The 15,699-nt window shown below is 47.0% G+C and carries 12 protein-coding genes and 1 other annotated feature; of the genes, 9 read left to right on the plus strand and 3 right to left on the minus strand.

Features of this window, described 5'->3' with window-relative positions; translation table 11 throughout:
* Positions 1 to 52: 52 nt before the first annotated feature.
* The 3 genes from trxB to cydC all read left to right on the plus strand — a co-directional run bounded on the left by trxB (position 53) and on the right by cydC (position 4,648).
* Positions 53 to 1,012: a thioredoxin-disulfide reductase gene (gene trxB, locus OCV11_RS10820; RefSeq protein ID WP_261892862.1), complete on the plus strand. Its 960-nt coding sequence runs from the start codon at positions 53 to 55 to the stop codon at positions 1,010 to 1,012.
* A gap of 137 nt (positions 1,013 to 1,149) precedes the next feature.
* Positions 1,150 to 2,934, plus strand: a complete 1,785-nt coding sequence (cydD, locus tag OCV11_RS10825) for a heme ABC transporter permease/ATP-binding protein CydD (protein WP_261892863.1) — start codon at positions 1,150 to 1,152, stop codon at positions 2,932 to 2,934.
* Positions 2,927 to 4,648, plus strand: a complete 1,722-nt coding sequence (gene cydC / locus OCV11_RS10830; protein ID WP_261892864.1) for a heme ABC transporter ATP-binding protein/permease CydC — start codon at positions 2,927 to 2,929, stop codon at positions 4,646 to 4,648. The genes cydD and cydC overlap by 8 nt, the downstream gene beginning before the upstream one ends.
* 1,026 nt (positions 4,649 to 5,674) lie before the next feature.
* Here the strand turns inward: cydC and rluB are convergent.
* The 3 genes from rluB to rnm form a co-directional block, all read right to left on the minus strand.
* Positions 5,675 to 6,682, minus strand: coding sequence for a 23S rRNA pseudouridine(2605) synthase RluB (rluB, locus tag OCV11_RS10835; RefSeq protein ID WP_261892865.1), 1,008 nt, complete (start codon positions 6,680 to 6,682; stop codon positions 5,675 to 5,677).
* A gap of 159 nt (positions 6,683 to 6,841) precedes the next feature.
* A complete protein-coding gene (locus tag OCV11_RS10840) occupies positions 6,842 to 7,462 on the minus strand; it encodes an L-threonylcarbamoyladenylate synthase (protein ID WP_261892866.1) in 621 nt (206 codons plus the stop codon).
* Positions 7,459 to 8,340, minus strand: coding sequence for an RNase RNM (gene rnm / locus OCV11_RS10845; RefSeq protein ID WP_261892867.1), 882 nt, complete (start codon positions 8,338 to 8,340; stop codon positions 7,459 to 7,461). The genes OCV11_RS10840 and rnm overlap by 4 nt, the downstream gene beginning before the upstream one ends.
* Positions 8,341 to 8,489: 149 nt before the next feature.
* Positions 8,490 to 8,593: a sequence feature (Trp leader region), on the plus strand.
* A gap of 82 nt (positions 8,594 to 8,675) precedes the next feature.
* On the opposite strand from rnm, the gene OCV11_RS10855 reads away from it, so the two are divergent.
* The 6 genes from OCV11_RS10855 to trpA all read left to right on the plus strand — a co-directional run bounded on the left by OCV11_RS10855 (position 8,676) and on the right by trpA (position 15,442).
* Complete coding sequence (locus OCV11_RS10855) at positions 8,676 to 10,244, plus strand: anthranilate synthase component 1 (RefSeq protein WP_261892869.1); 1,569 nt, start codon at positions 8,676 to 8,678, stop codon at positions 10,242 to 10,244.
* A gap of 11 nt (positions 10,245 to 10,255) precedes the next feature.
* Positions 10,256 to 10,834, plus strand: coding sequence for an aminodeoxychorismate/anthranilate synthase component II (locus OCV11_RS10860; protein ID WP_261892870.1), 579 nt, complete (start codon positions 10,256 to 10,258; stop codon positions 10,832 to 10,834).
* Positions 10,835 to 10,911: 77 nt separating this feature from the next.
* Positions 10,912 to 11,910, plus strand: a complete 999-nt coding sequence (trpD, locus tag OCV11_RS10865; RefSeq protein ID WP_261892871.1) for an anthranilate phosphoribosyltransferase — start codon at positions 10,912 to 10,914, stop codon at positions 11,908 to 11,910.
* A gap of 3 nt (positions 11,911 to 11,913) precedes the next feature.
* Positions 11,914 to 13,323, plus strand: a complete 1,410-nt coding sequence (gene trpCF, locus OCV11_RS10870) for a bifunctional indole-3-glycerol-phosphate synthase TrpC/phosphoribosylanthranilate isomerase TrpF (protein ID WP_261892872.1) — start codon at positions 11,914 to 11,916, stop codon at positions 13,321 to 13,323.
* 125 nt (positions 13,324 to 13,448) lie between these two features.
* Positions 13,449 to 14,639 (plus strand): tryptophan synthase subunit beta, encoded by a 1,191-nt coding sequence (trpB, locus tag OCV11_RS10875; protein WP_261892873.1) that lies wholly within the window; start codon positions 13,449 to 13,451, stop codon positions 14,637 to 14,639.
* A complete protein-coding gene (gene trpA / locus OCV11_RS10880) occupies positions 14,639 to 15,442 on the plus strand; it encodes a tryptophan synthase subunit alpha (protein ID WP_261892874.1) in 804 nt (267 codons plus the stop codon). Before trpB ends, trpA begins: the two co-directional genes overlap by 1 nt.
* Positions 15,443 to 15,699 lie beyond the last annotated feature (257 nt).

Here is a 15,699-nt window from a genome sequence, read left to right on the forward strand (position 1 = left end):
ATTCCCTACAATCACAAAGAAAGTAATATGCATCGCATCGATGGGAGCACTCATGAGTGAAGTGAAACACGCAAAACTATTAATTCTTGGTTCGGGCCCAGCGGGCTACACTGCAGCAGTGTACGCAGCACGCGCGAACTTGAATCCTGTACTCGTGACAGGCATGCAACAAGGCGGTCAGCTTACTACGACAACTGAAGTTGAAAACTGGCCAGGCGATCCAGAAGGCCTAACTGGTCCTGGTTTGATGGACCGCATGAAAGAACACGCAGAAAAGTTCAACACTGAAATCGTATTCGACCACATTAACGAAGTAGACTTCTCTAATCGTCCATTCCGTTTGAAAGGCGACAGCACTGAGTACACTTGTGATGCATTGATCATCGCAACTGGCGCTTCAGCAAAATACATCGGCCTAGAATCAGAAGAAGCGTTTAAAGGTCGTGGTGTTTCTGCTTGTGCAACGTGTGACGGTTTCTTCTACCGCAACCAAAAAGTCGCGGTAGTCGGTGGTGGTAACACAGCGGTTGAAGAAGCGCTTTACCTTGCCAATATCGCATCAGAAGTTCACCTGATTCACCGCCGTGAAACTTTCCGTGCGGAAAAGATTTTGATCGACCGTCTGAATGACAAAGTGACTGCTGGTAAAATCGTTCTACATACCAACCGTACTCTAGACGAAGTGCTAGGCGACGAAATGGGCGTAACTGGCGTACGTTTGAAAGATACTCAAACTGACGCGACTGAAGACCTTGCTGTAATGGGCGCATTTATCGCCATCGGTCACCAACCAAACAGTGGTTTGTTTGAAGGTAAACTAGAAATGCACAATGGTTACCTTATCGTGCAATCTGGTTTGAATGGTAACGCCACACAAACCAGTATCCCTGGTGTCTTTGCTGCGGGCGACGTTATGGACCATAACTATCGCCAAGCAATTACCTCAGCAGGAACAGGTTGCATGGCTGCACTTGATGCAGAACGTTATCTAGACGCACTAAACGATAAGTAAAACTGATAGTTATAAACTTTAGAAAAGTTATTTTTCATTTTTACTCTTGATACGCAAAGCCCAGCGGTATATCCGCTGGGCTTTCTTTTGTATACTACGTGCTCGCTCAAAATACGATTCTAAAATAAGCCTTCATAATGGATAAGAAAAAACAACGCAGCTTGAACCTATGGCTCAAACAGCAAAGTAAACTGGCAAAACGCTGGCTTATGATTGCCGTTGGGCTTGGCGTATTATCAAGCTTTTTCCTCGTTGCACAGGCGGCATTACTTGCTTCCATTCTGCATCAGCTCATCATCGAGCATGTCGACAAATCACAACTCGTTCCCCACTTCCTTGGTCTTATCGCGTTAATCGCTGTTCGTGCCGGATGTTCTTGGGGTCGCGAAATCGCAGGTTTCCACTGTGGCGAACAAATTCGCGTTTATATCCGTCAGCTCATCATGGATAAACTGCGTGAATTAGGTCCTGCTTACATCAAAGGGAAACCCGCTGGTACATGGGCTGCCTTGCTCTTAGAGCAGGTAGAAAACATGCACGATTTCTTCGCTCGTTACCTGCCGCAAATGGCACTTTCGGTCATGATTCCGGTGGTGATTTTGGTCGTGGTATTCCCAGTTAACTGGGCTGCAGGGCTAATTTTCCTTATCACCGCGCCACTGGTTCCGTTTTTTATGGCATTGGTTGGTATTAAGGCGGCGGATGCAGGGCGTAAGAACTTCAAAGCGCTGCAACGTTTGTCCGGTCACTTTTATGACCGTTTACAAGCGATGACCACGATTCGTTTGTTCGACCGTGCCAAAGCTGAAACAGAGCTAATGCGCGGCGCATCTGAGGTGTTCCGCTCACGCACCATGGATGTATTGCGCATCGCATTCCTATCATCTGCGGTATTGGAGTTTTTCACTTCCATTTCTATCGCGTTAACCGCGGTGTACTTTGGTTTTAGCTTTATCGACAAATTCGATTTTGGCTATTACGGCGCAGGCGTTACTCTCTTCTCTGGGATGTTTATTCTGATTTTGGCTCCAGAGTTTTATCAGCCACTGCGCGACCTTGGTACTTTCTACCATGCGAAACAGCTGGCCGTTGGCGCTGCAGAAAGCATCGTTGAATTCCTTGAAGTCGATGTGAGCAAAGTGAAATCTGGCGCAACGGCGATGAACAACACTGATAACATCGAAATCAAAGCGCACGACTTAAAAGTACTGAGCCCTGAAGGCTCAACTTTGGTTGGCCCGGTATCCTTTACCCTAAGTGCGAATAAAGTGACTGCGCTTGTCGGCCCAAGTGGTGCAGGTAAAACCAGCCTTATCAATGCCATCCTCGGTTTTATGCCTTATGAAGGTAGCCTAACCATCAATGGTGTTGAGATGAGTGAACTCAACCATGATGAGTGGCGCAGTTACATTAGCTGGGTTGGACAAAACCCGCTGCTATTGAATGGCTCAATTCGTGACAACGTCACCATGGGTAAAGTCGTATCAGATTCCACGCTGAAAGAGACCCTTGATCGCTCATTCGCTAGTGAATTTGTTGATCAACACGGTTTGGATTATCACATCAGCGATCGTTCTGGTGGTTTGTCAGTGGGTCAAGCGCAGCGCCTAGCATTAGCTCGTGCCATGATTCAAAACGGCTCGTTCTGGTTATTAGATGAACCGACTGCCAGCCTTGATGCACGTAGCGAGCAGCTCGTAATGCAAGGTTTGGATAATCAAATTCATGGTAAAACCGCGCTATTGGTTACCCACCAACTGGCACCACTGAAATCAGTGGACCATATCCTAGTAATGCAAAGCGGCGCCATTATTCAAGATGGTGATTTTGCAACGCTCAGTTCTGAAGAAGGCCTGTTTGCTTCCATGCTAAAAGCCAATCAAGTCCTTCAAGAAGCGGATAAGGGGAATCTCGATGCGTGATCTACTGCCTTACTTAAAACTGTATAAAAAGCATTGGTTCGGCTTAAGCCTTGGGATGATTTTGGCCTTCCTAACCCTGTGCTGCTCTATCGGTCTATTGACCATCTCTGGTTGGTTCCTCTCTGCGGCCGCGGTGGCAGGATTAACGGTGGCCAAAGAGACATTCAACTTCATGCTACCGAGTGGCTTTGTGCGTGGCTTTGCCATCGGCCGAACTGCAGGTCGTTGGGGTGAACGTGTTGTTAGCCATAATGCTACCTTTAAGCTTTTGACTGACCTGCGTATTTTCTTTTTTGAAAAACTGACTCCACTTATTCCGGGGCGGATTTCGAATCTACGTAATGCTGACCTGCTCAACCGTGTTGTGGCGGATATCGACGCGATGGATCACATCTATCTGCGTTTGATTAGCCCTATCACTATCGCCATTTGCGGTATTGCTGCGATTACCTTCTTAGTAACCTGCTTTGATATGCGATTAGGTCTGATTCTTGGCGCTATATTGCTGTGTATCGTATTGGTATGGCCGGTATTGTTCTACAAGTTGGGTAAACGTAACGGTGCAGAGTTAACTCAAAACAAAGCCGATTTTCGTATTACCACGCTCGATTGGATTGAAGGTTTCAGTGAGCTGACTATCTTTGGTGCTGAATCGCGCTATCGCCAAGCGATGGATTCTGCGCAAGCCCGTCTAATCAATAACCAGCGTATCAATGCTCATATCTCTGGACTTGCTATGGCGCTATTGATGCTGGCAAACGGTTGGACCTTGGTGTTGATGCTGTGGCTTTCCGCAGACGGTGTTGGCGGCAATACCCCAGACCCACTGATTGCGTTGGTGGTCTTTGCCACCATGGCCAGTGTTGAACTGCTGATGCCAATCGCTGGCGCATTCCAATACTTGAGCCAAACGCTCTCTTCAGCACGTCGCTTGAATGATGTTATTTTGGCAGAGCCTGAAGTGCGTTTCCCAACCGAGGCGACTCAACATAGCGGTCAATTCGGCATTGAGTTCGATAATGTCTCTTATGCGTACAGTGCCGAGCAGCGTAAAGCGGTTGAAGAGGTATCACTTTCTATTCCAGCGGGTCACAAAGTGGCAATCGTCGGTCAAACCGGCTCTGGTAAATCAACGCTGATTCAGCTTTTGACTCGCTACTGGGATACCCAAGCTGGTGAAATTCGTATTGCTGGCACGCCATTGAAATCATGGAATGAAAGCGACTTACGTGCTGCTATCAGTGTTGTAAGCCAACGTGTTGATATCTTAAACGGCACACTTCGCGATAACTTGCTACTAGCAAAAGACGAAGCAACCGATGCTGAGCTTGCAACCATGCTTACTCAAGTCGGTCTTGAAAAATTGCTTGAAGCACCGGGGCTAGATGCTTGGCTTGGTGACGGCGGTCGTCAGCTTTCTGGTGGTGAAAAACGCCGTATTGGTATTGCACGCGCCCTACTTCACCAAGGCCCGATCTTGCTGCTTGATGAACCTACCGAAGGTTTGGATAAACAGACTGAGCAACAGATTTTGGCGCTATTCCGCCAACACTTTGCGGGCAAAACCGTGGTGTTCATTACTCACCGTTTGGTCGAACTAGAAACCATGGATTCTATTTGCCTCATTGAGCAAGGCCAATTGGTAGAACACGGTAGCCATACCGAACTGCTTGCAAAACAAGGGCGTTATTACCAACTAACCCAAACGCTGTAAGTTTTTATCGCTCTAGTCATTGATTAAGGCGCATCATTTGATGCGCCTTTTTTATTGAGCTACAAACACAGCGCTCTCGATCTGGTTCTCCCCCCTTGTTTTTAAGGGGGGAGTTAGAGGGGGGATTATGCTCAGAAGTTAAAGAGATTCACCGTAACACACTGAATTAAATATAAATTATTTGATAGAAATTCGAAATAATAGGATTTTTCTTTTGTTAGCACTAAATTCGTTACGAAACTATCAAAACCAAACAAAAAACTAACAAAATAATGTGAATACAGTAACTTCAGTGCACGTAATGCTCCCTCCCCCGCCCTCCCTCTAAAGAAGGAGGGAGCCAGATCGAGATCGCGGTTACAAAATTGCTCGAGCCGCAAGTCCTGAGAACAGTGAAAATGCGACCATTCCGCAACCCAAATTAATGCAATCTGCAGCAATTACTACTTGATCCATCCAATCTCACAAACATAGCGGTAATCGCTGCAAACACAGCGTGCTCGATCTGGTTCTCCCCCCTTGTTTTTAAGGGGGGAGTTAGAGGGGGGATTATGCTCAGAAGTTAAAGAGGCTCACCGTAACACACTGAATTAAATATAAATTATTTGATATAAATTCGAAATAATAGGATTTTTCTTTTGTTAGCACTAAATTCGTTACGAAACTATCAAAACCTAATAAAAACTAGAAAAATAACGTGAATACAGTAACTTCAGTGCACGTAATGCTCCCTCCCCCGCCCTCCCTCTAAAGAAGGAGGGAGCCGGTTCGAGATCGCGGTTATAAATATGCTAGAGCCGTGGATTCAGCGATGATTAAAAATCACAGAAACTAAATACAGAAGGTCATATTAGTCCCACTCTCTTTACAGAAGAAGAAAGCCAGACCGAGGTCGCGGCTACAAATACGCTCAACTTGTGGGTTCTGAGATGATTAAAAATCCGACCCGTAATTTCCGCACATAAAGAAAATCCCGAGTCATTGCTGACTCGGGATTTTTATTCTTAAACGAGATGAACGCTTGAATTAACGCGTGCGACCTGCAGCGCGTCCGCCAGTTTTGTTTGGCTTCGCTTTTGCAGCGCCGTTATTGTTATTGCGTGTTGTCGTTGTTGTGCCCGCAGTTGCGCGGCTGCCACCGGATTTACCACCTGTTGGTTTACCACCACGAGGTTTTGGAGCGTTAATGCGCTCTTCGTGACGACGAACTGCACGACGGATTTTTTGGCTACGTGAACGTTCACGTTGACGAGAAGTGTTCTCTTTTTCGTCACCCAGCATCGTGGTTTTTTCTGGTCTTAATTCAACCAATTCACGCAAGTAGTTCACGTCTTTAAGGCTTAATTCCATCCAACCGCCACGAGGCAGTTTTTTATCAAGGAAGATGTCGCCGTAACGAACACGTTTCAGACGGCTAACTGTGGTTTCCTGAGATTCCCACAGACGACGAACTTCACGGTTACGACCTTCGTTGATCACAACGTAGAACGTGTGGTTCATGCCTTCACCACCCGCGTATACGATGTCCTCAAAACGTGCGATACCATCTTCTAGTTCAACACCTTTTACAAGGTTGCGAACTTTGTCTTCAGTCACATCACCAAACACACGTACTAAATATTCACGCTCAACCTGACGGCTTGGGTGCATCAAGCGGTTTGCTAATTCGCCGTCTGTTGTAAATAGCAACAGACCCGAAGTGTTTGCATCCAAACGGCCTACGGAAATCCAGCGTGAGCCACGGATTTTTGGTAGACGGTCAAATACCGTACGACGACCTTCTGGGTCGTGGCGAGTACATAACTCACCTTCTGGCTTGTAATAGGCCAAAACGCGGCAAATTACCTCTTCTTGTGCTTTTACAGACACAGCATGTCCATCAATACGCACAATGGCGTTATCATCTTCTAGGCGTTCACCTAATACAGCTACCTTGCCATTAACACTCACACGGCCAGCTCGAATCAGAGCTTCTAACTCACGACGAGAACCATGACCAGCACGTGCTAAAACCTTTTGTAACTTTTCGCTCATCTATCTACCTATGTGTCGTCTTCTCAGACGTCGAATAACATTATGCGATTCCCAAGATCGCGGCCGCGTAGTATCGCAAATATCCGCAAAAAAAGCATCCGTTTTATTGCGATCCATTGCGTTGTCGAGAACCGAGAAACTTCCTTAGGAAACCGAACCTTATTCAAACGGTGTCGGATCACCTGCACCTAAACGTTCAATACGAATGTCATCGTCGCTGAAATCAATCACTGTGGTGGGCTGTTCGCCCAAATATCCACCATTAAGAATCACGTCTACCGCATGTTCTAGACGATCGCGAATCTCTTCAGGATCAGACTCAGTGGTCTCTTTACCCGGTAAGATTAACGAAGTCGACATCAACGGTTCACCCATCGCATCTAACAAGTCTAGGGCGATTTTGTTGTTTGGTACACGAATACCAATGGTTTTACGTTTGGCATTCATTAACCGGCGAGGCACTTCTTTGGTCCCTTTAAAAATAAAGGTATAAGCGCCAGGAGTGTTGTTTTTTAACAGACGAAATGCGGTGTTATCAACGCGGGCATAAATCGACAGTTCAGACAAATCACGGCACATTAGCGTGAAATTATGGTTATCGTTCAAACGACGAATCTGGATAATTTTCTCTAATGCGTGTTTATTTTCCAACTGACAACCAATGGCATAACCTGAGTCGGTTGGATAAACAATGACACCACCATTACGCACAATCGCCACGGCCTGACTGATCAGGCGAGTTTGTGGGTTTTCTGGGTGAACATAAAAATACTGGCTCATGCTAATTCCTCATCATCCAGCGTATTTACTGGTGCTTTAGGGACAATTCCCCACTCGTTCCATACTGGAACCACACCGGCGGGTAGCCAGAGATTTCTTCCTAACTCCATCCAAGGCGATGGGTAATGGAAGTCGCTACCTTGAGATGCTAATAGATTGTATTGTATCGCATAATCAGCCAAGTTGCGCTTTTCTTGCGGAGCTTGTTGTGGTTGTGACACTTCCATCGCATCTCCACCCGCTTGTGCATACGCTTCAATCAGACGTTTTAACCATTTGGTCGTCAGATCATAACGGCCCGGATGCGCAAGTACCGCTTGACCACCAGCCGCATGAATCGCGTTAATGGCATCAGCCATTGAACACCAGCTTGGTGGCACATAACCGGGGTTATTGCGGGTCATGTATTTCTTAAAAACTTTTTGCATATTGGGAGCAAAGCCCTGCTCCACCAGCCATTGGGCAAAATGTGCACGCGTGAGCGCAACGCCATTCGCCAATTCTTTGACTTCTTCTAACACGCCTGGACGTGTCACTTTCTCTAAGCGATGGGCAATTAACTCAGCGCGCGCATCGCGACGCTGTTTTTGTTCTTCGATCAACGCGGTTAACGCGGGATGGGTTGGATCGATGTTCAATCCAACAATATGAATGTCTTTGTTTTGCCACAAGGTGGAAAACTCAATCCCGTTAATTAGCTGTAACGGCTTGTCATTCTGCTTAATGTAGTCATGCGCAGCGGCTAAAGCATCGACCGTATCATGATCAGTAATTGCCAATACCCCAACGCCCATTTCAATGGCTCGGTCGATCAGCGCGTCATAGGTAAAACGGCCATCTGACGCTGTGGTATGGCTATGTAGGTCAATAATATTCATATTCTTCAGTTTGCTTACAATTTCTGCTTGACAATTTATCCCTGCACTAGTTTACTAGTACGCAAATACAGGACACACGTTAAAGGCTTATCATGTTACAAGAATTTAACCTAAATCATAAACCCTTAATCCAATCAGTTCGCAGCGAACTCTCTTGGTGGCGCACTTGGTCAAACTCAAGTGGGCTGACGTGTGCATAACATTTAATAACCAATGCAACCGACAAAGCCCGCCCCCAAGCGGGCTTTGTTTTATCCAGAATGAGACCACAAACATGACGATTTTCTCCTCTCACTCTGGCGCTTAAAGAATATAAAGAATGAAAAGGAGGTCTTGTGAAAAAGGCCAACACAACAAAAAAACTCGCTGCTCTGGAACTCATTACTCTGCCAGTGACCTATCGCCGCAATCCAACTGCCTTGTTCCACACGCTGTGTGAAAACAAAACCGACAGCTTGCTGCTTGAGTCTGCTGAAATCGATTCAAAGCAAGACCTAAAAAGCCTGCTGCTGATTGATGCTGCGGTTCGCATCACTTGCTACGGTCAGGATGTGACTCTGCATGCGCTAACCGATAACGGTGCTGCTCTGCTCTCCATTCTAAGTGAGCAAGTGGCAAGCGATGTAAAAGCTCAACAAACCGAAGCTCACACGCTAACACTGACTTTCCCGCACGCAGATGAAACCTTAGACGAAGATAGCCGCTTACGCCAAACATCCACATTTGATGCTTTGCGTATGGTGCAGCACAGTTTCGATTTAGCTGGGTTAGACAAACACGCGATTTTCCTTGGCGGTCTGTTTGCTTACGACCTCGTTGCGAACTTCGAACCACTGGGTAACGTGAAAGATACCACATCTTGTCCTGACTATGTGTTTTACGTCGCTGAGACTTTGATGATCATTGACCACCAAACCGAAACGGCGCATCTGCAAGGCACGCTTTTTGGTCAAGACAACAGCCATAAACTGGCACTGCAACAACGCATGCAAGCCATTATTGCTCAAGCACAGCACAGCGTGTCACATCAAGTGGCGAAACGCCTAGCCGAAGTGCCGCTAACGACCAATATTGAAGATGCTGATTTCTGCTCGATTGTGTCTGACTTAAAAGACTACATCGTAAAAGGCGACATTTTCCAAGTGGTACCTTCACGTCGCTTCTTCCTACCTTGCCCATCTCCATTGGCAGCGTACGAACAGCTCAAAATCAACAACCCAAGTCCTTACATGTTCTACATGCAAGACGAAAACTTCACCCTGTTCGGTGCATCACCAGAGAGTGCTTTGAAATACGCAACCGAAAGTAATGAAGTACAGATTTACCCAATTGCTGGTACTCGTCGCCGCGGTAAACGTGCCGATGGCTCTATCGACCCAGATTTAGATAGCCGTATTGAACTTGAACTGCGTAACGATAAAAAAGAGACCGCAGAGCACATGATGCTGGTCGATCTAGCGCGTAACGATGTGGCTCGCATTTCTCAAGCAGGTACGCGCCATGTGGCTGACCTGCTTAAAGTCGACCGCTACAGCCACGTAATGCACTTGGTCTCTCGCGTTGTGGGTCAGCTACGCACGGATTTGGATGCGCTGCACGCGTATCAAGCGAGCATGAACATGGGCACACTCACTGGTGCACCGAAGATTCGCGCCATGCAATTGATTCGTGAAGTGGAACGTGAACGTCGTGGTAGCTACGGTGGTGCTGTCGGCTACTTAACCGGTGAAGGCGATTTGGATACCTGCATTGTGATCCGCGCCGCTTACGTGCGTAACGGTATTGCGCAAGTCCAAGCTGGCGCGGGTGTGGTGTATGACTCAGACCCACAATCAGAAGCGGATGAAACCCGCACTAAAGCGCAAGCCGTTATTACCGCGATTCAACAAGCTCACCAAGCGTAAGGAAGATTCTCATGGCTAACATCGTTTTCATCGATAACTTCGACTCCTTTACCTACAACTTGGTGGATCAATTTCGCGCTCTTGGCCACCAAGTTGCGGTTTATCGCAACACCATCACTGTCGAAGCAGTAGAAAAAATCACAGCGCAATTAGAGCAACCTTTGATTGTGCTTTCTCCAGGCCCTGGTACTCCTGCTGCCGCAGGTTCAATGCCAGCCATTATTCAACGTTTTAAAGGTGAAGTGCCTATTTTGGGAATCTGCCTTGGTCATCAAGCGATTGTTGAAGCCTACGGCGGTACTGTGGCTGGCGCTGGTGAAATTGTCCACGGCAAAGTGTCGATGATGGCACACGATTCTCACCCGATTTACGAAGGCTTACCTTCTCCTCTGGCGATTGCGCGCTACCACTCACTGGTTGCGACCAAGGTGCCTGAGTCGCTCACCATTACCGCCCAAGTAGACGGCTTAGTGATGTCGGTTTGCCATGAACAAGACAAAGTGTGTGGATTCCAATTTCACCCAGAGTCAATCATGACCACTCAAGGCGCAGCACTCTTAACCAAAGCGATTGATTGGGCTCTTGCTTAAACGCTAATCCTAACCAATTGAATCGCTAGAACCCGAATAGAACGAAGCATAAAAAAGAATTCATGGAGAGAGTTATCATGCAACAGATCATCGACAAATTGTACGCACAAGTATCATTGACCCAAAACGAAAGCCATGAGCTATTTGATCACATTATCCGCGGCGAAGTAGACCCAATTTTGATGGGCGCAGCGCTGACTGCACTCAAAATCAAAGGTGAAACACCACAAGAAATTGCCGGCGCAGCCAATGCTCTGCTTGCCAATGCCAAAGCATTTCCTCGTCCAGAGTACGATTTCGCTGACATCGTTGGTACTGGTGGTGATGGCTCAAATACCATGAATATCTCCACTACCTCTGCTTTTGTTGCCGCCGCGTGTGGCGTGAAAGTTGCGAAACACGGTAACCGTGGTGTATCGAGTAAATCCGGCTCGTCTGATCTGTTAGATGCCTTTGGCATCAACTTAGCGATGGAGCCACAAGCAACTCGCGAAGCATTAGATGATTTAGGTGTCGCGTTTTTGTTTGCTCCGCAATATCACGGTGGCGTTCGTCATGCGATGCCTGTGCGCCAAACGCTCAAAACTCGTACGATTTTTAACATTCTTGGCCCACTGATTAACCCTGCTCGCCCAAATATTCAATTAATGGGTGTGTATAGCAAAGAACTCGTTCGCCCTATTGCTGAAACCATGTTACAAATGGGACTGAAACGTGCCGCGGTTGTGTTTGGTTCGGGCTTAGATGAAGTGGCGATTCATGGCACAACCACAGTGGCAGAAATCCACAATGGCACGATTAAAGAGTATGAACTGACGCCAGAAGATTTTGGCTTAGCGACCTACTCACTGGACGAAATTAAAGGTGGCGATCCGCAGCAAAACCGTGAGATTGCAACCAATGTACTGACTGGGAAGTCAACTCCTGCGCAAGCGGCTGCGGTCGCAGCCAACGTAGCTTTACTGCTACGTCTGTTTGGTCAAGAAGACCTACGTCAAAACGCGCAGCAAGCCCTTGATGTCATGGCATCTGGCAAAGCTTTCCAGTTGGTTCAACAGTTAGCACAACGAGGTTAAGTTATGTCTGAACAACTGTCTGAACACATCTCCGTCAAAAATGCCCAAATGGCAGAAGTACTGGCTAAGATCGTAAATGATAAATATCTCTGGGTTGAACAACGTAAAGCTGAGCAACCATTAGAGAGCTTTCAGCCATTATTGACTCGTTCAGATCGCAGTTTCTATGACGCGCTAGGTACTCCAGAAACCGCGTTTATCTTGGAATGTAAAAAGGCATCACCATCAAAAGGCTTGATTCGTGACGTCTTTGATTTGGATTACATAGCTTCGGTTTATAACCGCTATGCGAGTGCTATTTCCGTTCTGACTGACGAGAAATATTTCCAAGGTAACTTAGAATTTCTACCGCAAGTGCGCCGCCAAGTGACTCAACCTGTTCTATGCAAAGATTTTATTGTTGATGCATACCAGATTTACCTTGCACGCCATTACCAAGCTGATGCGATTTTGTTAATGCTGTCGGTGTTAAATGACGAGCAATACCGTGAATTTTCTGCGATTGCCCATGAGCTAGGACTCGGGGTTCTGACTGAAGCCAGTAACGAAGAAGAGCTGCACCGAGCGCTCAACTTAAACGCCAAAGTGGTTGGGATTAATAACCGTAACTTGCGTGATTTAACCACTGACCTCAATCGCACTAAAGCGCTTGCACCGCTGATTCCAGAAGGGACGATTATCATCTCTGAGTCAGGTATTTATACCCATCAACAAGTGCTTGAATTAGCTCAATACGCCAACGGATTTTTGATTGGCAGCTCACTGATGAGTGAAGAAAACCTTGAATTGGCCGTTCGTAAAGTGCTGCTTGGGGAAAACAAAGTGTGTGGTCTGACTCGCCCTGAAGATGCGGTCGCAGCTTACCAAGCCGGGGCGATTTATGGTGGCTTAATTTTTGTTCCTCAATCCAAACGTTGTGTCGCGATAGATCAAGCACAAGAAGTCGTAGAAGCCGCGCCATTGCATTTCGTTGGCGTGTTCCAAAACGCTACGTTGCAAACCGTGATTTCAACAGCGCGCGAATTAGGCCTTTATGCGGTGCAACTGCATGGTGAAGAAGACCAAACCTATGTTTCTGAGCTACGCCAACACCTGCCAATGAATGTGCAAATTTGGAAAGCCTATGGGGTGAGCGAAACGATGCCAACACTTCTGGCTCAAGACGTTGACCGCCATCTGCTCGATAGCAAGATTGGGCAGCAGTCTGGTGGAACCGGCAAAGCGTTTGATTGGAGTGTGATAGCCGAGCCAGAGCGCATTATGTTAGCCGGCGGACTCAATCCAGATAACGTGGCACAAGCTCACCAACTCGGTTGTATCGGCTTAGATTTTAACTCCGGCGTTGAAATAGAACCTGGCGTAAAAGATCGCAGCAAAATAGCACAAGTGTTTGAAACACTGCGTCGCTATTAGCTTTAGCACTAAATAACGCCCTGCCCGAGCGGCAAAGAATGACAGCGGCTGACGAACATCGGCAGCCGACAAAAAAACAATATAAGACATGGATGCCATGTCGACGACTTACAAGGAATATGAGAATGGCTAAGTTAGATGCCTACTTTGGCGAATTTGGTGGTCAGTATGTACCACAGATCCTCGTTCCCGCGCTGGATCAGTTAGAACAAGCGTTTATTGATGCGCAAGAAGACCCAGAATTTCGCTCCGAATTTATGGAGCTGCTACAAGAATTTGCAGGTCGTCCAACCGCGCTAACCCTTACCAAAAACATCACCAAAGGTACCAAAACCAAACTGTACCTGAAACGTGAAGACTTGCTGCACGGCGGCGCGCACAAAACGAACCAAGTGTTAGGTCAAGCTCTACTGGCAAAACGTATGGGTAAAACCGAGATCATCGCGGAAACAGGTGCAGGCCAACACGGCGTAGCAACCGCGATTGCTTGTGCACTGCTTAACCTAAAATGCCGCGTTTACATGGGCGCGAAAGACGTTGAACGTCAAAGCCCGAACGTATTTCGTATGCGCTTAATGGGTGCAGAAGTGATTCCTGTGCATTCAGGTTCGGCAACACTTAAAGATGCGTGTAACGAGGCGCTACGTGACTGGTCTGGTAGTTACGAAACCACCCACTACCTACTTGGCACCGCCGCTGGTCCACACCCATTCCCAACGATCGTGCGTGAATTCCAACGTATTATTGGTGAAGAGACTAAGAACCAAATTTTAGCTCGTGAAGGTCGCCTACCAGATGCCGTTATTGCCTGTGTTGGCGGTGGATCAAACGCCATAGGCATGTTTGCCGATTTCATCGAAGAGACCGATGTTCGTCTGATTGGCGTAGAACCGGGCGGTAAAGGGATTGAAACCCATCAGCACGGCGCGCCACTTAAACATGGCACTACGGGTATCTACTTCGGTATGAAAGCACCGATGATGCAAGACCAATATGGTCAAATTGAAGAGTCCTATTCTGTTTCAGCGGGTTTGGACTTCCCATCAGTGGGTCCGCAACATGCGTATCTGAACGCCACTGGCCGTGCTGATTACGTCAATATCACCGATGATGAAGCGCTAGACGCCTTCCAACAATTGGCGCAACACGAAGGCATTATTCCTGCGTTGGAATCATCTCACGCGTTAGCACATGCTTTGAAAATGGCGTTCGCTGAGCCAGAAAAAGAGCAGCTATTGGTGGTTAACCTATCAGGCCGTGGTGACAAAGATATCTTTACTGTAAACAAAATTTTGGATGAGAAAGGAGCGCTGTAATGGATCGTTATCAATCGCTGTTTGCCCGTTTGGCAGAGAAAAAACAGGGCGCGTTTGTTCCTTTCGTTACCATCGGCGACCCAAATCCAGATCTGTCGCTGAAGATCATGCAAACGTTAATTGATGCCGGCGCTGATGCACTAGAGCTAGGGATGCCATTTTCCGATCCTCTCGCCGATGGCCCAACCATTCAGCAGGCTAACATTCGTGCGTTAGCTGCTGGAACGAACCCTGACATTTGCTTTGATTTAATTAAGCAGATTCGCGCAGCTAACCCAGAAACGCCAATTGGCCTACTCATGTATGCAAACTTGGTGTTCAAACGCGGCATCGATGATTTTTATCGCCGTTGTGAAGAAGCGGGCGTTGATTCGGTGCTGGTTGCTGATGTACCAACCGGTGAAAGCCAACCGTTTGTGGAAGCCGCTAACCGTCATGGCATTAAACCGATTTTCATTGCGCCTCCAGGTGCTACAGCGCAAACACTTGAACAGGTTTCCACCCTTGGTGGCGGTTACACTTACCTACTCTCGCGTGCTGGGGTAACCGGTACAGAAACCAAAGCACAAATGCCTGTGCATGAGATGTTGGATCGTTTGCAGCAATACAATGCGCCACCAGCACTGCTTGGTTTTGGTATTTCTGCTCCAGAGCAAGTTAAACAAGCATTAGAAGCAGGTGCGGCAGGTGCCATTTCAGGATCAGCAGTGGTCAAGATTATTGAGAACAACGCCGAGAAACCCGATGAATTGTTAAATAATTTGCACACTTTCGTTAAAAACATGAAGGCCGCAACGCTTTAATTAATCATCCCTAAATTAGTTCATATTTTAAACAGGCCAAAGTGAAAGTACTTTGGCCTGTTTTTTTAACCAATTTGCGTACGTTAAAAAGCATAAAATTTGGTCAAACACAGTTCAAATCAGCCTCCCCATTATGGTTCAACTTAACGCAAACGTTTTCCATTGAATAAAAAGCCGTCAAAAATCAACAGAAATTCATGGTAATGACAAGTTATTGACTATTTTGTATTGCCAACCAAGCCCTAAAAGTGTACAAA

Source organism: Vibrio porteresiae DSM 19223, from assembly GCF_024347055.1.
Classification (GTDB): domain Bacteria; phylum Pseudomonadota; class Gammaproteobacteria; order Enterobacterales; family Vibrionaceae; genus Vibrio; species Vibrio porteresiae.